Annotated in this window: 25 protein-coding genes and 1 riboswitch; of the genes, 17 read left to right on the plus strand and 8 right to left on the minus strand. The window is 62.3% G+C overall.

Features of this window, described 5'->3' with window-relative positions; all coding sequences use genetic code 11:
• Nucleotides 1–6 precede the first annotated feature (6 nt).
• Genes BUC08_RS18395 through cobJ form a run of 3 tightly spaced genes read left to right on the plus strand, consistent with a single transcriptional unit; the run spans nucleotide 7 to nucleotide 2110 of the window.
• Nucleotides 7–636: a precorrin-8X methylmutase gene (locus tag BUC08_RS18395; RefSeq protein WP_037927411.1), complete on the plus strand. Its 630-nt coding sequence runs from the start codon at nucleotides 7–9 to the stop codon at nucleotides 634–636.
• Nucleotides 633–1361 (plus strand): precorrin-2 C(20)-methyltransferase, encoded by a 729-nt coding sequence (gene cobI / locus BUC08_RS18400; RefSeq protein ID WP_037927408.1) that lies wholly within the window; start codon nucleotides 633–635, stop codon nucleotides 1359–1361. The genes BUC08_RS18395 and cobI overlap by 4 nt, the downstream gene beginning before the upstream one ends.
• Nucleotides 1358–2110 (plus strand): precorrin-3B C(17)-methyltransferase, encoded by a 753-nt coding sequence (cobJ, locus tag BUC08_RS18405; RefSeq protein ID WP_037927405.1) that lies wholly within the window; start codon nucleotides 1358–1360, stop codon nucleotides 2108–2110. The genes cobI and cobJ overlap by 4 nt, the downstream gene beginning before the upstream one ends.
• Here the strand turns inward: cobJ and BUC08_RS18410 are convergent.
• The gene (locus BUC08_RS18410; RefSeq protein ID WP_037927403.1) at nucleotides 2083–2838 is read right to left on the minus strand and encodes a cobalt-precorrin-6A reductase; all 756 of its coding nucleotides are present in this window, start codon (nucleotides 2836–2838) and stop codon (nucleotides 2083–2085) included. The two genes, cobJ and BUC08_RS18410, sit on opposite strands and share 28 nt — an antisense overlap.
• On the opposite strand from BUC08_RS18410, the gene BUC08_RS18415 reads away from it, so the two are divergent.
• From BUC08_RS18415 to BUC08_RS18465, 11 genes are all read left to right on the plus strand, one after another.
• Nucleotides 2837–4036, plus strand: a complete 1200-nt coding sequence (locus BUC08_RS18415; RefSeq protein WP_037927400.1) for a bifunctional cobalt-precorrin-7 (C(5))-methyltransferase/cobalt-precorrin-6B (C(15))-methyltransferase — start codon at nucleotides 2837–2839, stop codon at nucleotides 4034–4036. The genes BUC08_RS18410 and BUC08_RS18415 overlap by 2 nt on opposite strands.
• Entirely contained in the window at nucleotides 4033–4395 is a 363-nt protein-coding gene (locus tag BUC08_RS18420) for a cobalamin biosynthesis protein (protein ID WP_037927396.1), read from the plus strand. Before BUC08_RS18415 ends, BUC08_RS18420 begins: the two co-directional genes overlap by 4 nt.
• The gene (cobM, locus tag BUC08_RS18425) at nucleotides 4392–5186 is read left to right on the plus strand and encodes a precorrin-4 C(11)-methyltransferase (protein WP_037927393.1); all 795 of its coding nucleotides are present in this window, start codon (nucleotides 4392–4394) and stop codon (nucleotides 5184–5186) included. Before BUC08_RS18420 ends, cobM begins: the two co-directional genes overlap by 4 nt.
• Entirely contained in the window at nucleotides 5179–6513 is a 1335-nt protein-coding gene (locus tag BUC08_RS18430; RefSeq protein ID WP_037927700.1) for a cobyrinate a,c-diamide synthase, read from the plus strand. Before cobM ends, BUC08_RS18430 begins: the two co-directional genes overlap by 8 nt.
• Nucleotides 6510–7235, plus strand: coding sequence for a uroporphyrinogen-III C-methyltransferase (gene cobA, locus BUC08_RS18435; RefSeq protein ID WP_037927390.1), 726 nt, complete (start codon nucleotides 6510–6512; stop codon nucleotides 7233–7235). The genes BUC08_RS18430 and cobA overlap by 4 nt, the downstream gene beginning before the upstream one ends.
• Nucleotides 7232–7987, plus strand: coding sequence for a precorrin-6A synthase (deacetylating) (cobF, locus tag BUC08_RS18440; protein WP_037927387.1), 756 nt, complete (start codon nucleotides 7232–7234; stop codon nucleotides 7985–7987). The genes cobA and cobF overlap by 4 nt, the downstream gene beginning before the upstream one ends.
• Nucleotides 7988–8079: 92 nt before the next feature.
• Nucleotides 8080–8275: riboswitch (cobalamin riboswitch) on the plus strand.
• Between the two features lie 170 nt (nucleotides 8276–8445).
• Entirely contained in the window at nucleotides 8446–9456 is a 1011-nt protein-coding gene (locus BUC08_RS18445; RefSeq protein ID WP_037927383.1) for an ABC transporter substrate-binding protein, read from the plus strand.
• The gene (locus BUC08_RS18450) at nucleotides 9453–10493 is read left to right on the plus strand and encodes a FecCD family ABC transporter permease (RefSeq protein WP_037927379.1); all 1041 of its coding nucleotides are present in this window, start codon (nucleotides 9453–9455) and stop codon (nucleotides 10491–10493) included. The genes BUC08_RS18445 and BUC08_RS18450 overlap by 4 nt, the downstream gene beginning before the upstream one ends.
• The gene (locus BUC08_RS18455) at nucleotides 10490–11257 is read left to right on the plus strand and encodes an ABC transporter ATP-binding protein (RefSeq protein ID WP_037927376.1); all 768 of its coding nucleotides are present in this window, start codon (nucleotides 10490–10492) and stop codon (nucleotides 11255–11257) included. Before BUC08_RS18450 ends, BUC08_RS18455 begins: the two co-directional genes overlap by 4 nt.
• A gap of 352 nt (nucleotides 11258–11609) precedes the next feature.
• Nucleotides 11610–12284: a TetR/AcrR family transcriptional regulator gene (locus BUC08_RS18460; RefSeq protein ID WP_159436704.1), complete on the plus strand. Its 675-nt coding sequence runs from the start codon at nucleotides 11610–11612 to the stop codon at nucleotides 12282–12284.
• Between the two features lie 54 nt (nucleotides 12285–12338).
• Nucleotides 12339–13388, plus strand: a complete 1050-nt coding sequence (locus BUC08_RS18465; RefSeq protein ID WP_051694455.1) for a DUF2855 family protein — start codon at nucleotides 12339–12341, stop codon at nucleotides 13386–13388.
• Between the two features lie 98 nt (nucleotides 13389–13486).
• On the opposite strand, the gene ggt is transcribed toward BUC08_RS18465, so the two are convergent.
• The 7 genes from ggt to BUC08_RS18500 all read right to left on the minus strand — a co-directional run bounded on the left by ggt (nucleotide 13487) and on the right by BUC08_RS18500 (nucleotide 21172).
• Nucleotides 13487–15073 carry a gamma-glutamyltransferase gene (gene ggt / locus BUC08_RS18470; RefSeq protein ID WP_037927370.1) on the minus strand — a complete coding sequence of 529 codons (1587 nt, stop codon included), beginning with the start codon at nucleotides 15071–15073 and terminating at the stop codon, nucleotides 13487–13489.
• A 15-nt stretch (nucleotides 15074–15088) separates the two neighbouring features.
• On the minus strand, nucleotides 15089–15838 hold the full coding sequence (locus BUC08_RS18475) for a GntR family transcriptional regulator (RefSeq protein ID WP_051694453.1): 750 nt from the start codon (nucleotides 15836–15838) through the stop codon (nucleotides 15089–15091).
• Nucleotides 15835–16557 carry an ABC transporter permease gene (locus tag BUC08_RS18480; protein WP_037927368.1) on the minus strand — a complete coding sequence of 241 codons (723 nt, stop codon included), beginning with the start codon at nucleotides 16555–16557 and terminating at the stop codon, nucleotides 15835–15837. Before BUC08_RS18480 ends, BUC08_RS18475 begins: the two co-directional genes overlap by 4 nt.
• A complete protein-coding gene (locus tag BUC08_RS18485; protein ID WP_037927365.1) occupies nucleotides 16557–17252 on the minus strand; it encodes an ABC transporter permease in 696 nt (231 codons plus the stop codon). Before BUC08_RS18485 ends, BUC08_RS18480 begins: the two co-directional genes overlap by 1 nt.
• 60 nt (nucleotides 17253–17312) lie before the next feature.
• Entirely contained in the window at nucleotides 17313–18098 is a 786-nt protein-coding gene (locus BUC08_RS18490; RefSeq protein ID WP_037927360.1) for a lysine/arginine/ornithine ABC transporter substrate-binding protein, read from the minus strand.
• A 414-nt stretch (nucleotides 18099–18512) separates the two neighbouring features.
• On the minus strand, nucleotides 18513–19823 hold the full coding sequence (locus BUC08_RS18495) for an NAD(P)/FAD-dependent oxidoreductase (RefSeq protein WP_037927356.1): 1311 nt from the start codon (nucleotides 19821–19823) through the stop codon (nucleotides 18513–18515).
• The gene (locus tag BUC08_RS18500) at nucleotides 19823–21172 is read right to left on the minus strand and encodes a glutamine synthetase family protein (RefSeq protein ID WP_037927354.1); all 1350 of its coding nucleotides are present in this window, start codon (nucleotides 21170–21172) and stop codon (nucleotides 19823–19825) included. The genes BUC08_RS18495 and BUC08_RS18500 overlap by 1 nt, the downstream gene beginning before the upstream one ends.
• 128 nt (nucleotides 21173–21300) lie before the next feature.
• Here BUC08_RS18500 and BUC08_RS18505 point away from each other — a divergent pair, with 128 nt between their 5' ends.
• The 3 genes from BUC08_RS18505 to BUC08_RS18515 all read left to right on the plus strand — a co-directional run.
• Nucleotides 21301–21990: a GntR family transcriptional regulator gene (locus tag BUC08_RS18505; protein ID WP_037927349.1), complete on the plus strand. Its 690-nt coding sequence runs from the start codon at nucleotides 21301–21303 to the stop codon at nucleotides 21988–21990.
• Nucleotides 21991–22295: 305 nt separating this feature from the next.
• Nucleotides 22296–23705 carry a transaminase gene (locus tag BUC08_RS18510; RefSeq protein WP_037927346.1) on the plus strand — a complete coding sequence of 470 codons (1410 nt, stop codon included), beginning with the start codon at nucleotides 22296–22298 and terminating at the stop codon, nucleotides 23703–23705.
• Nucleotides 23705–24778: glutamine synthetase family protein (locus BUC08_RS18515; RefSeq protein WP_073194346.1), on the plus strand; the 1074-nt coding region annotated here is incomplete at its 3' end. The genes BUC08_RS18510 and BUC08_RS18515, both read left to right, overlap by 1 nt.

Consider the following 24778-nt stretch of genomic DNA (forward strand, 5'->3'; position numbering starts at 1 on the left):
CATAAAATGACCTATACTTATGAAACCGATGGCGCAGAAATCTACCGCCAGTCCTTTGCCATGATCCGCGCCGAGGCTGACCTGGCCCGCTTTTCCCCATCAGAGGAATCCATCGTCGTGCGGATGATCCACGCCGCCGGACTGGTCGGCCTGGAACGGGACGTAAAGCTGTCGCCTGGCTTTGCCGACGCCGCGCGGGCGGCATTGAAGGACGGCGCACCGGTTCTGTGCGATGTGCGCATGGTATCCGAGGGTGTGACCCGCGCGCGCCTGCCGGCAGACAATCAGGTGATCTGCACGTTGCAGGACCCACGGGTGCGCGAACTGGCCGCGGAAATGGGGAACACCCGATCCGCCGCCGCATTGGAGTTGTGGCGGCCGCATCTGGACGGTGCGGTTGTTGCCATCGGCAACGCGCCGACCGCGCTGTTCCACCTGCTGAACATGCTGGAAGACCCCGCATGCCCGCGCCCTGCCGCAATCATCGGCTGCCCCGTCGGCTTTGTCGGAGCCCGCGAAAGCAAGGATGCACTTTGGGCGGATCAGCCGGTGCCGTGCTGTATCGTCGAAGGTCGCCTTGGCGGCAGTGCCATCACCGTGGCCGCAGTGAACGCCATCGCGAGCACACAGGAATGAGCGTTGGTACAATCCATGGCGTCGGCCTGGGGCCCGGTGACCCGGACCTGATGAGCTTGCGCGCGCACCGGTTGCTGACCGGCGCTAAACATGTCGCCTATTTCCGCAAGGCCGGTCGCACCGGCCAGGCACGCGCCATCATCGAGGGGCTGCTGCACCCGGATGTCGTTGAATTCGCGATGGAATATCCGATCACAACCGAAGTGCCCCTGACCGACCCGCAGTACAACGAAATTCTGTCCCGCTTTTACGAAGACTGCGCCGCGCACCTGCGCGCCCTTGCCACTGGCGGCGAGGATGTGGTCGTGCTGAGCGAGGGCGATCCGTTCTTCTATGGCTCTTTCATGCATCTTTACACGCGGTTGAAAGATGACGTTCCGGTGCAGGTCGTTCCGGCAGTGACGGGAATGTCCGCCGCCTGGACGGCCACGGGCAGCCCGATCACTTGGGGCGACGATGTTCTGACGGTGCTCATGGGAACGCTCAGCGCAGAGCAGTTGACAGAGCGGATGAAAACAACCGATGCGCTGGTCGTGATGAAGATCGGGCGCAACATTGAAAAGGTCTGTGCAGCTTTGACCGCGGCAGGAAAATACGACGACGCCTGGTTGATCGAATACGCCAGCATGCCGGGTCAGACGGTCCGACGCCTGTCCGAGGCCGCAGGACAGGTCACGCCCTATTTCTCGATCATCGTCGTCCACGGTCAGGGGCGCAGGCCATGACGGGTTGGGTGAAAATCGTAGGCTTGGGACCGGGATCGGATGATCTGGTCACCCCGCAGGTGTCGGATGCCGTGGCACAGGCCAGCGATGTGATCGGCTATATCCCCTATGTCGCCAGGATTGCCCCGCGCGCGGGGCTGACGTTGCATCCCAGCGACAACCGGGTCGAGCTTGACCGCGCACGCCATGCGCTGTCGCTGGCCCTTCAGGGGCACAAGGTCGTGGTGGTCTCGTCGGGCGATCCCGGCGTCTTTGCCATGGCTTCGGCCCTGTTCGAGGCATTGGAAGACGGTCCTGCCAGTTGGCGCGATCTGGACATCGAGGTGCTGCCGGGCATCACCGCCATGCTGGCCGCTGCCGCACGGGTCGGTGCGCCGCTGGGACATGATTTCTGCGCAATAAATCTAAGCGACAATCTCAAGCCCTGGACCCTGATCGAAAAGCGTTTGCGCCTCGCGGTCGAGGGCGATTTCGCCATGGCGTTCTACAACCCACGTTCAAAATCCCGACCCGAGGGCTTTGCCCGCGCACTGGACCTTTTGCAGATGGCCTGCGCCGATGCGCGCCCGGTTGTGTTTGCCCGTGCGGTGTCCACGCCGGACGAACAGATCAGCGTCGTGCCTTTGAATGACGCGCGCCCCGAAATGGCAGACATGCGCACGGTGGTCATCGTGGGTGCGTCCAACACACGGATCATCACAGGCGCGCGGCGCAAGATCGTCTATACGCCCAGATCGGTCCTGCCATGACGCAGCCAGTCCAGAACAGCGGAAACCTCATAGGTTTCCAGGCGCGGTGGAAGGTCGGGCCGATCAATCATCACGACGGGAATTCCAAGGGCGCGCGCCGCCAGCAGCTTGGCCCGCGCGCCGGTGCCGCCGGAATTTTTGGACACGACCAGGTTGATCCCGTTCTGCTGCATGAGTTCAAGGTCGCCTTGATAGGTGAACGGACCGCGATCCAGCACGATGCGGTGATCGGGAAAGGGCATCCGTTCTTCTGGCGCGTCGATCAAGCGCAGCAAATAGAAATGCTGCGGGTTCGGGCTGAATTCGGCAAGGTGCATGCGTCCGACGGCCAGCATGACACGGGCCGCAGGACGGTTCAGGGCCGCGACCGCACCTGCAATATCGCGCACATGGGTCCAGTTATCACCCGCCCCCGCGCGCCACAGTTCGCGGCTCAGTGCAATCAACGGCACATGCGCCAATGCACAGGCTTGGATCGCATTGGTGCTCATCTGTGCGGCAAAGGGATGCGTGGCATCAATGACATGGCTGATGCGGTGGTCGGTCAGATATTGCACCAGTCCCGCAACGCCGCCGAACCCGCCGATGCGCTGCGGCAAGGGCTGCTGCAAAGGACGCGCCACACGGCCTGCCAAGGAAATTGTGCCGCCGATACCCGCGTCGCTCAGCGCACGGCACAGCGCCGTTGCCTCGGTCGTGCCACCAAGGACGAGGGGGTTGCTCTGCATGCCTGATACTCCTTGGCTGACCATACTCGGGATTGGCGAAGATGCGCCAGAAGGCCTGTCGCGTGCAAGTCTTGCCGCGCTGGAAGATGCAGAAATCGTCATGGGCGCGGCACGCCACCTGTCCCTTCTGCCGCCACTGCGGGCGGACTGCGTGACGTGGCCCGTGCCTTTTGCCGACGGCATCGAAACCCTGCTGGGATATCGTGGCAGGCGTGTCGTCATGCTGGCGTCGGGTGACCCGTTCTGGTTCGGTGCAGGCGGCAGCATGATGCGCCACCTGGCACCGGGGGAATGGCGGACATTGCCGGGGGTCTCTACCTTTTCGCTTGCGGCTGGTGCGATGGGCTGGCCGTTAGAGACCACGCGCTGTTTCGGGCTGCATGCCGCGCCGCTGTCACGCCTGCGCCCTGCGTTGGCGCCGGGTGTGCGGCTGATCGTGCTGTTGCGCGACGGTGCGGCCGTGTCGTCGTTGTTGCAGTATCTGGTGGCACAAGGCTGGGGTGCCTCCGCGATCAGCGTGCTGGAATCGCTGGGTGGGCCGAACATGCGGCGCAGCGACCTGCGTGCTGATGAAAGTGTCGGCGGCAACTATGCCCATCCGGTTTGCGCGGCAATCGAGGTTGCAGGCACAGGCATTGCCCTGCCTCTGGCCAGCGGCAGGCCGGACACTTTTTTCGACAGCGACGGCACCATGACGAAACAGCCGGTGCGGGCGATGACCCTCTCGGCACTGGCGCCACGTCCGTTCGAACATCTTTGGGACATTGGCGGCGGCTCAGGATCGATTGCGATTGAATGGCTGCTGAGCGATCCAAGCCTGAGCGCGACGACAATCGAACAAAACCCCGCGCGCGCCGCACGGATCACGGCAAATGCCACAGCGCTTGGCGTGGACCGGCTGCAAGTTGTCGAAGGGGTCGCACCCGCCGCGCTGCAAGGATTGACGCGGCCCGATTGCGTCTTTGTCGGCGGGGGGCTGTCCCAGGCGCTGCTGGACTGGATTGACGGGAACCTGCCCGCAGGTACGCGGCTGGTGGCCAATGCTGTCACCTTGGAAAGCGAGGCGGTGTTGTTGAAGGCACACGAACGACGGGGGGGTGACCTCTTGCGGATCGAACTGGCCCGTGCCGCGCCGCTGGGTCCCGGACGAGGCTGGAAAGCCAGCTTTCCGATTGTGCAGTGGAGCGTGACCCTATGATCGTCGCAGGGTTCGGTTTCCGCGACGGGGCGCATGTGGACAGCCTGCGCAATGCGCTCGAGTTGCAGGCCATTGCACCCGACTGCCTGGCAACCGCGGCGGCCAAGGCTGATGCAGCGCCGTTTGCGGGGCTTGCCCGGGCGCTTGGGCTTCCGGTTGTCGCGGTCCAGGTCGATACACTCAGACAACAGCCGGTCCAGACACACTCGGCCGCATCACACACCCACTATGACACCGGCAGCGTTGCCGAAGCCGCGGCGCTGGCCGCAGCAGGACCCGGCGCCCGCCTGCTGGCGGCGCGGGTGATTTCACATGACAGGCTGGCGACCTGTGCAATCGCAATAGGAGACGCGACATGACCGTCCATTTCATCGGTGCCGGTCCCGGCGCACCCGACCTTTTGACCCTGCGAGGGCGCGACATCATCGCCGCCTCGCCGGTCTGCCTTTATGCAGGCTCGCTTGTCCCAGAAGCCATTCTGGCCCATTGCCCCAAGGATGCGCTGGTGATCAACACGGCGTCGCTCGATCTGGATGCGATCATCACGCATATGCAAGAGGCCCATGCCGCAGGGCATGATGTGGCGCGGCTGCATTCGGGCGATCTGTCGGTCTGGTCCGCCATGGGCGAACAGATCCGCCGCCTGCGTGCGCTGGATATTCCCGTTTCGGTCACGCCCGGCGTGCCGTCCTTTGCCGCAGCCGCCGCCGCGCTTGGCACCGAACTGACCCTGCCGGGGCTGGCGCAATCGGTGGTGCTGACACGCACCCCCGGACGGGCCTCGAACATGCCCAAAGGCGAGACTTTGGCAAACTTCGCGGCCACGGGTGCAACGCTGGCCATTCACCTGTCCGTGCAGAACATCACAACGGTCACCGCCGATCTGACGCCCGCTTATGGTGCGGATTGTCCGGTGGCCGTCGTCTACCGCGCAAGCTGGCCGGACGAGCGGATCGTGCGCGGCACCCTGGCCGATATTGCCGACCGGCTGGATGCCGGGATCACGCGTACCGCCCTGATCCTTGTGGGTCCGGCGCTGGCGGGCGAAGGGTTCGACGAAAGCCGCCTTTACGCTGTGGACTACGATCGCCGGTACCGGCCTCAGACCGCGGACAGCCCTTGGGCGGGGTGGAGCCATGGCGATGACTGATGTGGCTCCGACTCCACCCGGCCTGATGATCTCGGCGCCATCCTCGGGCACGGGCAAGACAACGGTGATGCTGGGCCTGCTGCGCGCGTTGGCTGACGAAGGCATCGCTGTCCAGCCCTATAAATCCGGCCCGGATTACATCGACCCTGCCTTTCACCGCGCAGCGAGCGGGCGAAATTCGTTCAACGTGGACACCTGGGCGATGGGACCACAGCTTTTGGCAGCCGTCGCGGCACAGTCGCGGGACGCTGACATATGTGTCGCCGAAGGGTCCATGGGGCTTTACGATGGTGTTGCGACCCGAGGTCAAAGCGGTTTTGGCAGCTCGGCGGAAACGGCCATTCAGATGGGATGGCCCGTGGTTCTGGTCGTCGATGTCAGCGGCCAGGCGCAATCCGCCGCTGCCACCGCGCTTGGGTTTCAGGCCTATCGGCCTGACCTGCCCTTTGCCGGTGTCATCCTGAACCGCGTCGCCTCGCCGCGTCACGAAAGATTGGCCCGGCTGGGCATGGAACAGGCCGGGATAAAGGTGCTGGGTTGCCTGCCCCGGCGCGGTGATCTGGTCTTGCCTGAACGGCATCTCGGCCTGATCCAGGCGGTCGAACATCCCGACCTGGACGCCGCCATCGCGGGCTATGCGGATTTCCTGCGGGCCCATGTCGACCTGGCTGCGCTGCGCGACGCGGCGCGCGGCAATCAGGGCACAGCCCGCAAGGGGTCACTGCCCGCAGCCCCCGCCGGACGCATTGCGCTGGCGCAGGATGCGGCGTTTTCCTTTACCTATCCGCATCAGTTGGAGGGATGGCGTGCTGACGGGGCGGAAATCCTGCCGTTTTCCCCATTGGCCGACGAGGCGCCCGACCCAAGCGCCGATCTGGTCTGGTTGCCGGGGGGTTACCCAGAACTGCACGCCGGACGATTGGCGGCGGCAACCCGTTTTCGCGACGGCATGGTCCGCCACGCCCAGACACGGCCCGTGCACGGCGAATGCGGAGGGTACATGGCGCTTGGCACCGCACTGATCGACAAGGACGGCACCGCCCATGAAATGGCCGGCCTGCTGGGTCTTGTGACCAGCTACGAGAAACGCAAGTTCCACCTTGGGTATCGACGCGTCGAACTGCTGACAGCGATGCCGGGGCACGACGTCGGTGCGCAGCTTCTGGGGCATGAATTCCACTACTCCACCATCCTGGAGCAGCCCGACGCACCCTTGGCACGTGTGGCCGATGCCGATGGTGCACCGGTGCCTGAAACCGGATCGTTCCGGGGGCATGTCACCGGGACGTTCTTTCATCTCATCACGGCGCAAGAGGCCACGCAATGACCGGCTTTGTCAGCTTCGTGGGCTCGGGCCCCGGCGATCCGGAATTGCTGACGCTGAAGGCGGTGGACCGACTGAAACGCGCCGATGCCGTGCTGTTCGATGATCTCAGTGCCGGACCAATCCTAAGTCATGCGCGCCGGGGCGCAGACCTTGTGGGGGTCGGCAAGCGTGCCGGGCGTGCGTCACCGCGACAGGACCATGTCAGCCGCCTGCTGGTCGATTATGCAAGGATTGACCAGCGGGTTGTCCGGCTGAAATCCGGTGACGGCGGGCTTTTCGGTCGGCTCGAAGAAGAACTTGTCGCCCTGCGCGCGGCTGGAATCCCCTATGAAATCATTCCCGGCATCCCTTCGGCGGTGGCAGCGGCAGCGGCGGCAGGCATACCGCTGACCCGTCGCCTGACGGCGCGTCGGGTCCAATTTGTCACCGGCCATGACGTGACAGGCAAATTGCCCGGTGACATCAGCCTGACCGCGCTGGCCGACCCCACCGCCTCGACCGTCGTTTTCATGGGCAAACGCACCTTTCCGGACCTTCTGGCAAAACTGCTGGCACATGGTTTGCCGCCCGATACACCAGCCATACTGGCCGAGAATGTCAGCCGCCCCGAACAGCTTATCACCCGCTCGGACGTTGCCGGGCTGGCCGCGCAGCTGGCGCAGGAGGTTGGCGACAGCGCCGCACTGATCCTTTACGGCCCCCTGGCCGAGGCCCCGGAATGAGCGATACCCCCCTGGATATCTGGCTGATCGGAATAGGCACCGGCAGCCCGGCACATGTCACCGCCGAAGGCATGCAAGCCCTGCGCGACGTGTCAGTCGTTCTGGTCCCCGAAAAGGGTGCAGGCAAGGACGACCTTGCCGCGTTACGCCGCGACATCCTGAAGGCCAGCGGCACGAAGGCGCAGGTTGTCGCCTTTGACTATCCCGAGCGTGATCCTGCCCTGCCCTATATCGAAAGGGTCGCACGCTGGCATGACGAGATTGCCCGCCGCTGGCAAAGCGCGCTGACCGAAACGGATCGGTCGGGGCCTGTGGGGCTTTTGGTCTGGGGCGACCCGTCATTGTACGACAGCACGCTTCGCATCGCCCGACGGCTCAGCCCTGCGCCCCGCCTGCGGGTTGTGCCGGGCATCACCGCCATTCAGGCCCTGACGGCGGCGCATGTATTGACGTTGAACACACTCAACGGTCCTGTGACCATCACCACCGGACGGCGGCTGCGCGATCACGGTTGGCCGCAAGACGCCGAGACCTTGGTTGTCATGCTGGACGGGGACTGTTCTTTTCAAATGCTTCCACCCGACACCTGCATCTGGTGGGGGGCGTTTCTGGGTATGCCCGAACAGATCCTGGCGCACGGTCGCATCGGCGATGTCGCACAGCAGATCATCCAGATGCGGGCGCAGGCACGGGCACAGCATGGCTGGATCATGGACACCTACCTGTTGCGAAGACAAATCACTGAACCATAGCAATAGGTATCACCAGCATTTCCGACCACACGCGAAGCGGAGTTTCACCAATGCCAGACCAGAATGAGCCATTGCGACAGCCGGAATTGCCAACTAGAAATGGAACTGTCGGTTTCCATATGGAATCAAAAGGGAATCCGCCACCGGTCCGCCGGTGAACCGGAACTGCCCCCGCAACTGTAGGCGACGAGCGTGCAGCGATCATGCCACTGTGGCCACCGCGCCATGGGAAGGCCGCTGCCGTGAAGACTCGCCAGTCAGGAGACCTGCCGACATAAACGCAACGCGGCCCGGGCGGGGAGTCCGGGGAGGTGTCGAATGAAACCAATCCCACGGTGCCCACCGGCATCGGCCATTGCCAGCACCCGCATTTCAACCGCTCAGGTTGTGGTGCCGGTCATGCACGGGTTCGTCATTCCCTCTTTGTCTTCGGGCGCATCACACACCGGAGACATGCAATGTCCTACACATCCCTGACGGCGGCCCTGCTGGGCGCGGCCTTGTTCGCGCCTGTGGTTCAGGCCCAGACAAGCTATCCACTGACGATCGAGAACTGCGGCGTCCAAGTCACCTTTGACGCGGCCCCTGAAACGGCGGTGACGGTCGGTCAGGCCGGAACCGAGGTTCTGTATGCGCTGGGACTTGGCGACAAGGTTGCCGGAACGTCGGTGTGGTTCACCGAAGTGTTGCCCGAATATGCCGCGCTGAACGCAGACATCGAACGTCTGGCAGACAATGACCCCAGTTTTGAATCCGTGGTCGACAAACGCCCCGATATCGTGGTGGCGCAATATGAATGGCATATCGGCCCCCAGGGCATCGTCGCCACGCGCGAACAATTCACCGATCTTGGTATCCCCACCTATGTGTTGCCCGCCGATTGCTGGGCCAAGGACAACAGCACCGGATCGGACGGCACCCGGCTGGCCATGTTCGAAATGGACAGCATCTATGCAGGCGTCACCCAGCTTGCGCAGATCTTCGATGTTTCCGAAAAAGGCGCTGCGATGGTGGCGGACCTGAAGGCCCGCGAAGCGGCCGCGATCGAAAAGGCGACGGCGCTTGATCTTCAGGATGCCTCGGCGGTGTTCTGGTTCTCGTCGACCGAGATGGACATCGACCCCTATGTCGCGGGACGCAAGGGCCCTCCGGGCTATATGATGGAAAAGCTGGGGCTGCGGAATGTGGTCGAAAGCGACGAGGAATGGCCGGTTGTCAGCTGGGAATCGATTGCCCGCGCCAATCCCTCGGTGATTGTGGTGGCCGAGATGGACCGGCGCCGGTTCGAGGCGGATGACGTCGAGAAAAAGCTGGAATTCCTGCGGACCGATCCGGTGGCCAGCCAGATGGACGCGGTAAAGAATAACCGCATCGTCATCCTGAACGCACATTCGATGGACCCGTCGATCCGCAATGTCACGGCGTTGGAAACCCTGGCCGGTGCCCTGCCGGAATTCGATCTGCAATGACCGATGTGACCGCCCCCGGCGCTTCACGGCGCGCCCGTGGACTGTGGATTGCCCAAGGGGCGGCACTGTTGCTGCTGGCCATTCTGGCCGGTGTCATTGTCGGGGAAACGCCGCTGCCGCTGTCAACGGTGGCGGCGAGTTTTGCCAACCATCTGTGGAATGCCGGTCTGGCCGTTGACCCTATCGACGCGGGCATCATCTGGAGCTATCGGCTGCCGCGCACCCTGGTGGCCGCAGCTTGCGGCGCGGGGCTGGCCCTGTCGGGCGTCGTCCTGCAGGCCCTGGTGCGCAATGCCCTGGCCGATCCATATCTTCTGGGCGTGTCTGCCGGGGCCGGCGCGGGCGCGGTTGCCGTCACCATTCTGGGTGTCGGGGGTGGCCTGCTGGGTATCTCGGGCGGGGCCTTTATCGGGGCGGCGCTGGCCTTTGCCGTGGTCGCAATGCTGGCGCGTGCAGCGGGTGGCGGCTCGGCGCAGTTGGTGCTTGCTGGCATTGCCGGATCGCAACTGTTCAACGCGCTGACCTCATTTCTGATTGCCAAATCGGCAAATGCCGAACAGGCGCGCGGTCTCATGTTCTGGCTGTTGGGCAACCTGTCGGGCGTGCGCTGGCCCGATGTGATCTTGGCCGCCCCCGTCACTGTGATCGGTTTTCTGATCTGCCTGTGGTTTGCGCGGGCAATGGACGCGTTTTCCTTCGGCGTGTCGTCCGCGGCATCGCTTGGCATCGCAGTGCGTCAGGTGCAAATAATGCTGATCGGTGCAGTCACCTTGATGACCGCCACAATGGTCAGCCTGGTCGGCTCCATCGGTTTTGTCGGCCTCGTGATCCCACATGCCATGCGCTTTGTTGTCGGCCCACGGCATGCACGTCTTGTGCCTGCCTCGGCCCTGGCGGGGGCTGTCTTCTTGATCCTGGCGGATATCGCCTCGCGCATGCTGATCCCCGGTCAGGTCGTGCCGATCGGCGTGGTCACCGCGCTTGTCGGTGCGCCGGGCTTTGCGATGATCCTTGTGCGCAACCGGAGACGGCTATGAAACTTGAAGCACGTTCTGTTGGCTGGGCGACCGGCGCACGGCGCATTGTTCAGGATGTCTCGTTCGAGGTCACCCCGGGCGAAACATTCGGCCTGATCGGTCCCAATGGCTCGGGCAAATCCACGCTGCTGCGCCTTCTGGCCGGACTTCTGGCGCGCCCGTCCGGCGCCGTGCTGTTGGACGGCGAACCCCTGACCAGCCTCAGCAGGCGCGACATCGCGCAGAATATCGCGGTTGTGGAACAGATTGCAGAAACCTCCGAGGCGCTGTCGGTGCGTGACGTGGTCGAACTGGGGCGGACGCCCTGGCTTTCGGCGCTCAGACCCTTTGGCGCTCAGGATCGGGTCATCGTCAACGACGCCCTAGAGGCTGTGGGCATGGCCCACATGACACAGCATAGGTGGGCGACCCTTTCAGGTGGTGAACGCCAGCGGGTCCAGATCGCCCGTGCCCTGGCCCAAAGACCCCGCCTGTTGATGCTGGACGAACCGACCAACCATCTTGATATCCATCACCAGCTGTCGCTGTTGCGGCTGGTGGGCAATTTGCCGGTCACGGTGATCATCGCGCTGCATGACCTTAACCAGGCCATGGGATGTGACCGCCTCGCCGTGATGGACGAGGGGCGGATGGTCGCGTGCGGCCCGCCCGGAGAGGTTCTCGATGCCGCGCGTCTGGCCTCGATCTTTCGCGTAAAGGCGACCCGCCTGCGCGATCCGGCCGATAATGCCACCATCTTTCGCTTTCAATGCCCCGGAGAGTAACCCCGGCCTCTTCGGGGTTCATCCCTCTACGCTCCACCTCCGGCGCCCGAACCTGACAACGTGCGGCGCTGCGGGCGCAGTCAGACCGTTGCAGGCGATATAGGTGTCGATCTGGCCGACATGCCATTTGCGCCGGTCGTTTTCCTGACCGCCCTCCGCACAAAACCCTTGGCGGCAGACCACCGGCAGTGGTCTACTCACGGCAAATCCAAGCAAGGCAACACGTTCCGCAGGCGCAGATCAAAGCTTAAAACGCCAGATCCTGTCCAAGGCATGGGGCGCACCTCACACCGGATCAGCCTGTCCGGCAAATGACCTCGTCACGCGCGCCTGGGTGACCGGAGACATGCAGATGAAGACATTAGCCGCCCAAGCCATTTTTGACGCCGCGAAAGAACTGCTGATCGAGGCAAAAACGCTGGACGAGGTCACGGTCCGCAAGATCGCGCAGCGTGTCGGCACGAGCCATACAGCGATCAACTATCACTTCGGCAGTCGCGACCGGTTGATCCGTCGCGTCATGGAAAAGACCTATCTGAAATTCAATGCGGAACGATTGACCCGCCTGCAATCCGCCTGTTTTCGCGCAACCTCCGGCAATCCAAGCGTGGCCGATATTCTGGACGCATTTCTGGAACCCTCGGTCAGGTGGGCGTCCGACCCGTCGACCGGATTCGGCATTTTCAGGCACTTTGACCTGGTGTCCCGGTTGTCCGCCGACAGGGAGGTGAGCGATCCGAACCTCTTTGAAGTCAACGTCCATCGCCAATTCATAGACGCGCTGCGCAAGGCCGCCCCGTGGTTCTCCGAAGAAGAAACCGGCTGGCGGCTCTTCTCGATCCTCGGGATGCGGCATCTGGCGCTCAATGACCCGGACCGAGGTCAGATGCTCGTGGGGGACCTGTTCGACCTGCGTGACCCGGACGCGCTGCTGGCACATCTTGTCAAGACGGGTGAAGCCCTGTTCGCGCAGCCGCGCACCGTTCCCCTGCGCAGGCTCTCGGCCAAGGCACCCGGCGCGGTTTGACCAACGGTCAGCAAACGTCACACATGCGCGCCGCGGCCTGGCTATACTGCCCCAATGGAACAGCACACAGATCATCTTGCCTGGCATTTGTCCGTCGATCCGAACCGGGTCGGCAACGCAGTGATTTCAACTTTCGATCCGGTCCCGATAGAGGACGGCGAGGCCCGGTTTGCCCTTCAAAGCTTTGCGCTGTCGGCCAACAATGTGACCTACGTCCAGACCGCCGGTGATTTTGGCTATGACACGCTGTTTGACAATCCCGCAGGCCGCATGATCCCGCCGGTCTGGGGATATGCGACTGTGGTCGAAAGCCGCTCCGCGCTCGAAATTGGCTCCAGGTGGTACGGTCTCTGGCCCGCAGGTTCCCATCTGACCGTGCGGCCAAAGATGACCCGCGCCGGGTTCCGTGACGTTACCGCGCGGCGCAGCGCGCTGAACCCACTGTATAACGGCTATCTCCCCAAAGGACCGGACGACACCCGCGAACAGATCACGCAGGCATCGCTGCGACCGCTGCACTTTCTTGCCTATATGGTCAGCCGCGACCTGAAACATGAGCTGAAACGCTATTCTCACGTCGTCGTCACCAGCGCATCAAGCAAGACATCGACCGCGCTGGCATGGGAGTTGCGCGATTTGAACCCGATCGGCCTGACCTCTGCCGAACGCGTCGGTTTCGTCCAGGGAACAGGATTCTGGACGCGGGTCCTGCCCTATACGCACACGGCGGACATCGGCGCAGGTTCGGTCGCCGTTCTGGATGTGGCCGGCAGCGAAGATATCCTAAAGTCCATTCGCGCGCGTCCGGACTTTGGCGAGACGCGCGTGATCGGCATAGGCTTCACGCATCCCGAGTCCGCACAGCCGTCAGAGCGCGCATTGTTCTTCGCACCTGACCGCGTCAGCGACGTGGTCGCCCGCGTCGGAGCCGCCGCCTTTGAAAACGATCTGGAAGAAAGTGCGCGCCAGTTCCTCAGCCGATCCTCTGCAACATATGACGTAAATCAGGTGGCGCCGGATGGGCTGGTGCCATTCTGGGCAGACATTTCACGGGGCAAGGTCGATGGTTCACGGCTCAACGGCTGTGTGGTGAACGCGCGGTGATCCAGGCCCCCGAACGGCAGTGCCCCCCGGATCTGCGGTGGGACAGTCGGTGACGCCCGCCGCGTGCCAATCACCGGGGCAATGTTGCCGCTGAGGCCCTAGTACCCCGCGACACAGCCATCTTTCCTGGGGTCCGAGGCGCCGACAAGCGTGCCGCGCGCATGGTCGATCCGGATCGCCTGCGCACCGCCAAGCGGGTCTTCGGCCAGCCGCAGGGTGTGGCCCTTGCCCGCAAGGCCGCGCAACACTTCCGCCGACACGCTGCGCTCGACCTCGACCACATCGCCCAGGGGAAACACGCGCGGCGCATCCAGCACGCCTTGCAGGTCGCGCCCGTGATCGAAGAGGTTCGATATCACGCGGGCCTGGCCCAAGGGCTGATAGTCGCCGCCCATGACACCGAAGGACAGCACCGGCTTGCCCTGTTCTGTCACCATGCCGGGCATGATCGTGTGCATCGGGCGCTTGCCGGGGGCAAGCACGTTGGGATGATCGGGATCGAGAGAGAAGGAATGGCCACGGTTCTGGAACAGCACGCCGGTCTCGGGGCAGAGGATACCGCTGCCGAAACTGTCAAAGATCGAGTTGATGAAGCTGACCGCATTCATGTCACGATCCACCACGGTCATATAGACGGTGTCCGAAGTTCCAAGGCCAAGCGGGCCGATGTCGGTCATGGCGCGGTCGGGCGTGATCCGCGCGCGCAATTCATCCGCCCAGGATTTGGACAGGATCTGCTCGACCGTTACTTTCATCTCGCCCAATTCGGTGATGTGCCGGTCGCGCATGGCATAGGCCAGACGCGCGGTCTCGATTTCCAGATGCAGCGCCTCGGCGCTGCCGGGGGCAAGCGCGGACAGGTCGAACCCTTCCATCAGGTTCAGCATCATCAGCGCGGTCAGACCCTGATTGTTGGGCGGCACCTGGTGCACGGTCCGTCCCCGGTAGTCGGTCGATATCGGCGTGACAAAATCACCCGCGACCCCGGCAAAATCCGTGGCAGTATGTACGCCGCCCTGCGCGCGCAGCGTGCGCACCATGGCCTCGGCCACGGGCCCTTCGTAAAAACCACGCGGGCCCTTGGCTGCGATGATCTCCAGCGTCTCGGCCAGACGCTCCTGGCGGTGGATCGTGCCCTCGGCCGGGCAATCGCCACCGGGCAGAAACAGCGCGCGTGCGGCGTCCCGCCTGGCCAGATGTGTCCGGGCTTTGCGCCAGTCGCGGGCGACACGGGCATGAACGGGATAGCCGTTTCGGGCATAGCCGATGGCAGGCTGCAACAACCGGGCCATTTCCAACCGCCCGAACCGGCCATGCAGCCGGAACCAGCCGTCAATCGCGCCGGGCAGCGTGACCGCGTGAATGGAATCGACGGGAATGTCGGTGAACCCCTGTTCGCGCAAACGGTCCGCCGAAGCCGTCGCAGGGGCGCGACCGGACCCGTTAAAGGCGATCACGTCGCCACCGCCATTTGGCGCGACCAGCGCAAAGCAATCGCCGCCGATCCCGGTCATCTGCGGCTCGACCACCGCCATGACAGCCGATCCCGCAATGGCGGCATCCATCGCGGTGCCACCCTCGCGCAGGACCTGCATGGCGGCTTCGGTCGCCAGGGGATGCGAGGTTGCCACCATGGCCTGCATCGCATGGACAGCCGACCGGCCGGGGAAATGAAAGTCACGCATTGGGGGCTCCGTCTTTTATGTGTTTTTGCGCATCGGGATGCGGCTGCCACGAGACCGGCGCAGGTCCGAAACCTCGCGGATCATCTGCATGTTGTCGCGCGACGAGCGCACATGCGCCCTCGCCGCAGCCATCGCCCGGGGGGCGTCGCGGTCCAGCATGGCTTCGACGATGGCGCGGTGTTCGGCCACGGCCATGGACCATTGATCGATCCAGCGCACCTCGACCCAGAGCGCAAGGCGCAGCTGGTCGTAGACGCGGCGGGTGATCTCGATCAGCGGGGCATTGTGCGTGGCGGCCAGGATCACCTCGTGCACCTCAAGCCCCAGCTCCAGCTCGCGCGCATAGACTTCCGGTGTGCGTTCGTGGGCCTGATCCAGCGCATAAATGTCATCCATGACCCGTGCCAAGGCCTGCAATTCTGCATCGCTTGCCGTTTCCGTTGCAATCTCGGCGGCCATGGCGTCAAGCCCTTCGCGCACCACCAGCAAGTCACAGACCGCATCCACATCCAGATTGGCCACCGAGTAGCCGCTGTTGGGCTGGCTGACGACAAGCCCCTCCCGCTCCAACCGGTTCAACGCCTCGCGCAGCGGGGTGCGGCCAATGCCGAACTCCTGGATAAGACGCGCCTCGGACAGCCGTTCGCCGCGTTGCAGGTTGCCGCTCAGAATGGCGTCCTTGAGGGTCAAAAAGGCTTTCTCCCGCAGAACACCCCGTTTCTTAGGGGCCGTGGCAAGCGCGGAGTGCGGTATGGTTTCACTCATCTGATGTTCCCTGCGAGCTTGGGTTTGTTCACGGCGGCAGTCCGGATCAGATGCGCGCCAAGCCTTTTTTCGATCCGTCCGGCCACGAAGATGAACCCGTAGACCAGAACAAGGTAAAGCAGTGCCGCCAGGCCAAAGGCTTCGAAAAAGGTAAAGTCGCGCGCCCCCACGGTGCGCGCCACACCGGTGATATCCATGATTGTGATGATCGAGACAAGAGACGTGGCCTGGATCTGGTAAACCACCTCGTTCGTGTAAGCAGGCCAGCCGATGCGGATGGCGCGGGGCAGGATCACCAACCGCAAAAGCAGATACCGATTCAGTCCCAGTGCCTTGGCCGCCTCGATTTCTCCTTTCGGGATCGCCTGGATCGCACCGCGCAGGATTTCAGAGGTGTAAGCGGCCGTGTTCAACGTCAGCGACAGCAGGGCGCAGAACCACGGATCCCGGAAGAAGGTCCAAAGGCCCAGGGCGCTCAGTTCTTGGCGGAACTGCCCGCTGCCGTAGTAGATCAGGAAGATCTGGGCCAACAGCGGTGTGCCCCGGAAGAAAAAGACATAAGCCGTGGCGGCGCTGCGCAGCACCCGTTTGCGCGACAGCCGCGCAAGTGCGATCGGCAGCGCCATGAGAAGACCAAAAGAACAGCTGAACAACGCCAGCTGGATGGTCATCCATGCACCTTCGAGGAATCGGGGCAGGTTCGCGAGGATGAAGTCCATCAGCTTTTGGCCTCGGTCGTGCCGCGCGCAGCCCAGCGTTCAAGCCGCGCCTGCCCCAGCATCGAGATGGCGGTGATCGCAAGATACAAAAGGCAAGCCGCGAAAAAGAAGGTGAACGGCTGCCGCGTGGACCGTGCCGCGATGTCGGCATTGCGCATCAGTTCGGGCAGCTGGATGATGGAAATCAGCGCCGTGGCCTTGACCAGCACCATCCAGACATTGCCCAAGCCGGGCAGCGCATAGCGCATCATCTGCGGCAGTTCGACCTTGCGGAAGGTGATCACCGGGTTCAGCCCCAGCGCATAGGCGGCCTCGCGCTGGCCCGGTGGCAGGGCCAGATAGGCGGCGCGAAAAACCTCGCAGGCAAAGGCCGCATAGATCACCGTCAGCGTGCCAATGCCTGCAACAAACGGGTTGATCGACAGCGACAGGTCGTAGCCTGCCTTGGCGGCCGTGTTCTGCACCAGCGTCGGCAGGCCGTAATAGATCAGCAGCAGCAACACCAGTTCCGGCACACCGCGCACAAAGGTCGTATAGACCTCGATCAGGATTTTTCCTGCACGCGGGGCAAAAAGCTTGCCAAGTGCCGCCAGCAGGCCAAGGGCCAAGGCGCCCAGCATCGACGCAATCGCCACGCCAACTGTCAGCACCAGACCATCCAGCAGCAGCCAGCCGTATCCCTGAAAATCGGGCATGTGATCCTTTCGGGGGTAAGTTGGGGGTCACGGGCCGGGCGTTCTGCCCGACCCCATGGTTCAGTTGCCGTAAACGTCGAGGCCGAACCACTTCTGCGAGATTTCCTGATAGGTGCCATTTTCGCGCAGCGCCTTGATCGCCTCGGAAAAGGCGTCAGCGATGGCCTGATCATCCTGCCGCACCGCAACGCCCGCGCCATAGCCGAAATACTCAGGGTTGGTGAATTCCGGCCCGCGCAGCTCGAAACCCGCGCCTTCTGGTGTGCCAAGGAAACCATCCTGCAAGGCAACAACATCGCCCAGCACCGCATCCACACGGCCCGAGCCAAGATCGAGATAGGCCTCGTCCATCGTGCCGTACAGCCGCACTTCGACATCGGGCATTTCGGCGGTCAGGTAGCGCTCAAAGCTGGTCGCGCGCTGGGTGCCGACAATGGCCCCGGACAGGCCGTCCGCCGAGATATCCAGGGGGCTGTCCGTCGCGACCACGAAACGCGAGGGCACGTTATAATATTTGTCCGAAAACGCGATGACCTTGCGGCGTTCGTCGGTGATGTAAAGCGACGCGATGATCGCATCGTATTTCTTGGCCTGCAGGCCGGGGATGATGCCGTCCCAGTCCTGGGTAACCCAGGTGCATTCAACTTTTATATGGGCGCACATGGCATTGCCCAGATCGATCTCGAACCCGGCCACGTTGCCGTCGGATTCGGTAAAGTTGAACGGGGGATAGGCCCCTTCCGTGCCGATCACCAGCGCGTCAGGCAGGTCCTGTGCAGCGGCGGAAAATGCAAATGTCAAAGCGGCAATGGCACCTGACAGCGCCGCAGCAAATGAAGTCTTCATGGTGTTACTCCCTGTTTTAAGTGCGCTTGTAGGTCGCGCTTGGAGAAACTTGGATGCAAAATAGTATACAATCAAGAATATTATCTGTCACAGGGCGCGTTTCCCCGATTTCAACAGGCGTATCGGTTGGTAATGCTGCATTTTTGATCAAGTATTTAAGATTGCTTTTCACACCATGACGATGACCTGACCCCTATGGCGATCCATGGTGATTGCGTCGGGGGCTGCTGCCAGAAATAGGCATCAAATTCAAGGGCTTACTTTGCCGTAAGCCTTTGAAAAAGCCATCGCAATCCCCATGAATGGCAGGCATCCCAACCGGGGTGCGCCCGGCCTGGAAAATGCCAATCTTCTTCCCTTAACGCCTGCCAGCGTCGAGACAGCCGCGTTTCGTCAAAGCCTGTTGGCCGGTTTTCAGACCCCAAGCCGGTCACGCAGCGCGTACCACCACGACCCCATCACGGAATAGGGAACGCGGAACACCCTGCCGCCCGGGAAGGGAAACCAGGGGATATTTTCGAAAACATCAAACCGCGTAAGATCACCGTCGATGGCTTCGGACAGAATGCGACCAAAGGTGTGCGACCCCGTCACGCCGTGGCCGGAATAACCATGGGCAAAATAAGTGTTGTTGCCCAACCGGCCCATCTGCGGCACACGGCTGAACGAAAGGGCAAAATTGCCGCTCCAGGCATAGTCGATCTGGATGCCTTTCAACTGTGGAAAGACCTTTTCCATATTGGGGCGCAGTTTGGCCTCGATGTCGCGCGGGTCCGCGCCGCCGTAAACAGTTCCACCGCCGAACAACATGCGTTTGTCACCAGACAGGCGAAAATAGTCCAGGATATAACGGATATCCTCGACGCAAGCGTCCTGCGGGATCAGCGAATGCGCCAGCTCCTCGCCCAACGGTTTGGTGGCCATAACTTGGGTTGATACGGGCATCACGCGCGACGTCAGCGCGGGCACGACATGGCCCAGATAGGCATTGCCGCACAAGACAAGCGTTTTGCAGAACATCTTGCCCTTGGCCGTCTTGACCACGGGTTTTGCAGCATCGGTATCCACATCCGTAACCGGCGACATTTCATAGATGATGCCACCCAGTTTTTCGAACGCGGCAGCCTCGCCCAATGCGAGGTTCAACGGATGCATATGCCCGCCGGAATGGTCGACAAGCCCGCCTTCGTAGAGATCCGAGTTGATATGGGCGCGCAGCTGGTTCTTGTCGAGCAGTTCCTGATTGTCGATTCCGTAGCTTTTCCAAAGCGCCTGACGGTCTTCCAGCTCTTTCATGTGGGCACTGGTCAGCCCGGTAAAGATGTTCTTATCTTTCAGGTCACACTGGATGCCATAAGTCTTGACCCGTTCGCGGATGATCTGGCCCCCTTCCTGTACCAGACCGGCGACAAAGGTCGCGGTGTCCTGACCATAGCGTTTCTTGATCGTTTGCAAGCTGGCGTTCAGCCCGTTGACGATCTGGCCGCCGTTGCGCCCGGACGCGCCCCATCCGACCCGCGCGCCTTCGACGATGGCCACCTTGTACCCTTTTTCAACCAGATGCAGACCGGTCGACAGGCCGCTGTACCCTGCCCCGATGATGCAGATGTCAACTTCGTTGATGCCGCTCAAAGCCGGACGTTTGGGTGCAGGGTTGGCCGAGGCCGCGTAATAGCTTGTCGTGTGCTGACCGTTGCCAGCATAGGTGTTATTGGCAGCGTTCATCACACGACCTCCAGATATGAATGATATTCAAAATCGGTAACGTGGCGGGCAAAACGTTTAAGCTCTTGTGTCTTGCATTCCACCAGCATGGTTTGCAGTTGTTTGGAAAAGACGTCCGGGACATGGGTGCCACGCCGGAAGGCCTCGATCGCGCTGGCCCAGTCCAGCGGCAGGTGCGGCAGTTCTTGCCGGTACGCGTCGCCAATAACCGCCGGAGCGGGGACAAGCGCCTGTTCGATCCCCATCAGCGCGCCGCCCAGAACACTGGTCATCACCAGATAGGGGTTTGCATCGGCACCGGCGACACGATGTTCAATGCGCCGTGCCTTGGGGCTGCCACCCGGAATACGCACGGCGACAGTCCGGTTCTCATATCCCCAACCCACGCCCGTCGGCGCATGGGCACCGGGCAGCAAGCGCCGGAAAGAGTTTTCATGCGGCGCAAATGTAAGGCTGTTTTCCTGCATCGTCTCCAAAAGCCCGGCAACGGCGCTGCGCATGATGTCCGTGCCTTCTTCGCCGCCGTTGTCAAAGACGTTCTCACCCTTTTCGTTCAAAAGCGAGAAGTGAACGTGAAAACCGCTGCCGGCACGGTCGCCATAGGGCTTGGCCATGAAAGTCGCGGCAAAACCGTGTTTGCGCGCGACACCCCGGACCAGCCGTTTGAACAAGACCGCATCGTCAGCCGCACGCAGCGGGTCATCGACATGCATCAGGTTGATTTCAAACTGACCGGCACCGTTTTCCGAAATGGCCGCATCAGCCGGAATGCCCTGTTCCGCGCAGGCATCGTACACGTCGTTCAGAAACCCGTCGAAATGCTGAAGTTCATCCAGTGACAGGGCACCGTCGGAATCCAGCCGTTTTCCGGTGACAGGCGAACGCGGGGCTTCGGGCTTGTCGCCCGAGGGATCGCAGACGTAGAATTCCAGCTCGGACGCGACAACCGGCGTCAGGCCAAGCGCCTTGTACCGCTCGACAATGCTCCCAAGCGCGCGGCGCGGGTCGCCGGGGAACGGTGCGCCGTTCTCCTGACGCATCCAGAGCATGGCCATCGCCGTGGGCCGGTCCAGCCAGGTGATGGGCAAAAGATCACGCCCCGTAAAATCGCACAGACCGTCGGAATCGCCGGTTTCAAAGACCAGCTTGCTGTTCTCGATATCCTCGCCCCAGACATCAAGGCCGACGACAGACAGGGGCATCCGCATGCCGCCCTCGACCACTTTCTCGGCCTGATCAACAGGAACACGCTTGCCACGCAGGGTGCCGTTCAGATCGCAGACGCAGGCAAAGATCGATTGAATTTCGGGCCTGTCCGCAAGCCAGTGCGTTACGTTGAAATCAGACATGGAGACTCCTAAGTGATATCTTGAGTAATTTTGTGATATCATATTCAGTGTTTAGATTTCATTTGAAGCTTGTGTCAATTTTTTTCTCGAATATTGTCGCTGAGCGGAAACAAACGCGGGACAATCGCATGGCAAAGGCCGACACACTGAACGTTCCAGAGATCGATTTCGGTGCGGACCGGACGACGCAAGAATACGTCTATGCGCGGCTGCGGAATGCGATCATGGTCGGAGCAATCGAGCCGGGCGCGCATTTGACGATGCGGGGACTGGCCGAGGCGCTGAACCTAAGCCCAACCCCCATACGCGAGGCGGTGCGGCGGCTCAGCACCGAACATGCGCTGCAGATCTTGCCAAACCGCCGGATGGCCGTACCCCTCATGACGCTGGGCCGCTTCGAAGAGCTGGTCGCGCTGCGGATCACGTTAGAGGTACATGCAGCCGCGCGATCCGTGCCATATATCTCTGACATCATTATTGAAAAAATGGCCGCGCTTGACGATGAGATGGACAGGGTCCTGGCCCAGGGGCACTATGACGCCCTGACGATCCTGAACCAGGATTTTCACAGGATGCTGTATGCAGTGAACCCCCACCAGGTCTGTATTCCCGTGATCGAAAGTGTCTGGCTGCAATTGGGGCCATTCCAGCGTCAGGTGCTGGTGCGCCTGAACCAGGTGCCGGGCGTGGATCACCACAAACAAATCATCAACGCGCTTTGGGCGCGGGACGTCGAGGCGTTGGGCGAAGCCGTCAAAAACGACATTCGCGAAGGGATCAGCCGCAGCGGCCGGCAGATCTTGGAACAGGTCGCCTGAGGATAGCCTGCCACCCAAGACAACCGCCCTGACAATTGCGGCACGAAACAACGCCTGGGACGGGCATCTTCAAGCCTTGGCAGATCACGCCGAATCTTCGCCCAAAAGACGGCCTGTCACGCCCTGCTGTCAGTGTCCGCAGTGATCCGTCCACCGTGACAAACCCGCTAATTGTTATAACTTTTGCAAAATCCAAGGCCTTAGGATCAGCCATATCGCAATATTTTAGCCATATTTTGTGATACCGATTGACAAAATGTGCCTCCACCCTCAATAAAGTTATAACTTTATGCATGAGGCCCACCATGAACACCCAGACCAACACCGCCACACTTTCGCCGGGCCTTGATGTCGCGGCCTTGTGCGAAAACGCCCGCGAGATGGTTGCGCACGAAGCACCGCTTTACGAACAGCTTCGACCGCGCAGCAAGGACATGTTCGCCAACCGGGCGCCGGGTTTTTACGATCAGGTGCCCCAGCACTGGATGCGGGATTGGCCGATGCCCTTTCCCTTTGCCGTCGCTGGCGCCTCTGGCAGCACCCTGACCGACATTGACGGCAACACGCTTGTCGATTTCTGCCTTGGCGATACCGGCGCGATGTTCGGCCATGCCCCCCGGCCCATTGTCGAGGCGCTGTCAAAGTCGGGCACACGCGGCCTGACCACGATGCTGCCCTCGGGTGAGGTCGCGGAAGTCGGCAAGCTGCTGACGGACCGTTTCGGCCCCTTCGTCTTTCAGATTGCCACCACCGCAAGCGACGCGAACCGCTTTGCCATCCGGGTCGCGCGGGCGGTGACGGGGCGCAACAAGATCCTGGTTTTCGATGGCTGTTATCACGGTGCCGTTGACGAAACGCTGGTTGACCTTGAGGACGGTCAAACCGTCGCCCGCAAGAACCTGTTGGGTCAGGTTGTCGATGTCACCACGACGACCGTCAGCATTCCGTTCAATGATATCGACGCGCTGAAAACCGCGCTTGAGGCAGGCGACATCGCCGTCGTTCTGGCCGAACCGGTGATGACGAACTGTGGCATGATCCTGCCGGACGAGGGCTATCTGACAGCGCTGCGCGACCTGACGCGTGCGGCTGGCACATTGCTGCATATCGACGAAACGCACACGATCTCGACTGGCCTTGGCGGCTATACTGCGGTGCATGGGCTTGACCCGGACATCTTTGTCGTCGGCAAACCCGTGGGCGGCGGCGTGCCGGTCGCGATCTGGGGCATGTCGCAGAAGGTTGCCAAAGCCCTGTCCGACATCCGCGCCAAGATGAGCGGCATCGGCCATTCCGGTATCGGCACAACCCTGTCGGGCAGCACGCTGCAAATCGCCTGCCTGCGTGCCTGCCTGTCAGAAGTGATGACGGCAGAGGCCTATGCCACCATGAACCGCCACGCCGACCGGCTGGAACAGGGCTTTACGGATGCGATCCGCGCCGCAGGGCTGCCGTGGCACGTCAGCCGCGTTGGCGCGCGGCTCGAAATTGTGTTCTCGGCTGATCCGGTGCGCAACGCGGCAGAGGCGCGCGCGGCGGCGATTGACGACATTCAACACGCCCTGCACATCGGTGTGCTGAACCAGGGCTATCTGGTGACACCGTTCCACAACATGGTGCTGGTCGCGCCCACCACGACCGACGCACAGGTCGAAGGGCTGCTGAGCGCCTATGAAAACGTGCTGACGCGACTTGTCACACGGAAAGGCAAATGATGACCGACACCAGACCGAACGAAGCCGCCTCGATCGAAGAGGCCGAAGCCTTTCTTGCGAAACACCCGGACATCTCCGCCTTTGACCTTGTGTTGATCGACCCCAACGGGATCGCGCGCGGCAAGATCATCCGCCGTCACGAACTGCCGGGCCTGTACAAATCCGGCCGACACCTGCCGGGCTCGATCCTCGGCCTTGACGTCACGGGCGAGGATGTGGACGAAACCGGCCTGGTCTGGGACGATGGCGACGCCGACCGTATCGCCTGGCCGATTGCCGGATCGCTGGTGGAACTGCCCTGGACCTCACCAAAACGCGGCGAGGTCCGTGTCAGCCTGTATGAGCTGGACGGCACCCGCATGGGCGCCGATCCGCGTCATGCGCTGTCGCGTCAGATCGAGACCTTCAACCAGATCGGCATGAACCCCGTCATGGCCTTTGAGCTCGAGTTCTACCTGCTGGACGCCACCCGCGACACCAATGGCCGCCCGCAGGCCGCAAGGATGCCGATCACGGGCGACCTGAACCAGACCAATCAGGTCTACAGCCTGGACCCGCTCGACAACATGCAGACCTTCATCGCCGAGCTTTATGCCCATGCCGAAACGCAGGGCCTGCCGGTCGAAACCATGATCTCCGAATACGCGCCCGGACAATATGAGCTGACCCTGCGCCACCGCGACAGCGGGCTGCGCGCGGCGGATGATCTGGTGATGCTGAAACGGCTGGTGCGGGGCCTTGCGATCCGTCACGGGATGCGGGCGAATTTCATGGCAAAACCCTTTGGCGGGCGCTCCGGCTCGGGGATGCATCTGCACACCAGCCTGACGGATGAGGCGGGCCGGAACCTGATGGCGGACACGGGCGGGGACCTCGCACCGCTGTTGCTGAATGCGGTGGCGGGGCTGCAAAGGACGCTGGCCCAGTCCATGCTGCTTTATGCGCCCAACATCAATTCGTGGCGCCGCTTCGGACGCAACAGCTATGCACCGACCGCCGCCACATGGGGCCGCAACAACCGCAGTGTCGCCATCAGGGTCCCCGCGGGGAACCCGGCCAACCGCCACATTGAA

Origin of the sequence: Pseudosulfitobacter pseudonitzschiae, assembly GCF_900129395.1 — a bacterium.
GTDB lineage: Bacteria > Pseudomonadota > Alphaproteobacteria > Rhodobacterales > Rhodobacteraceae > Pseudosulfitobacter > Pseudosulfitobacter pseudonitzschiae.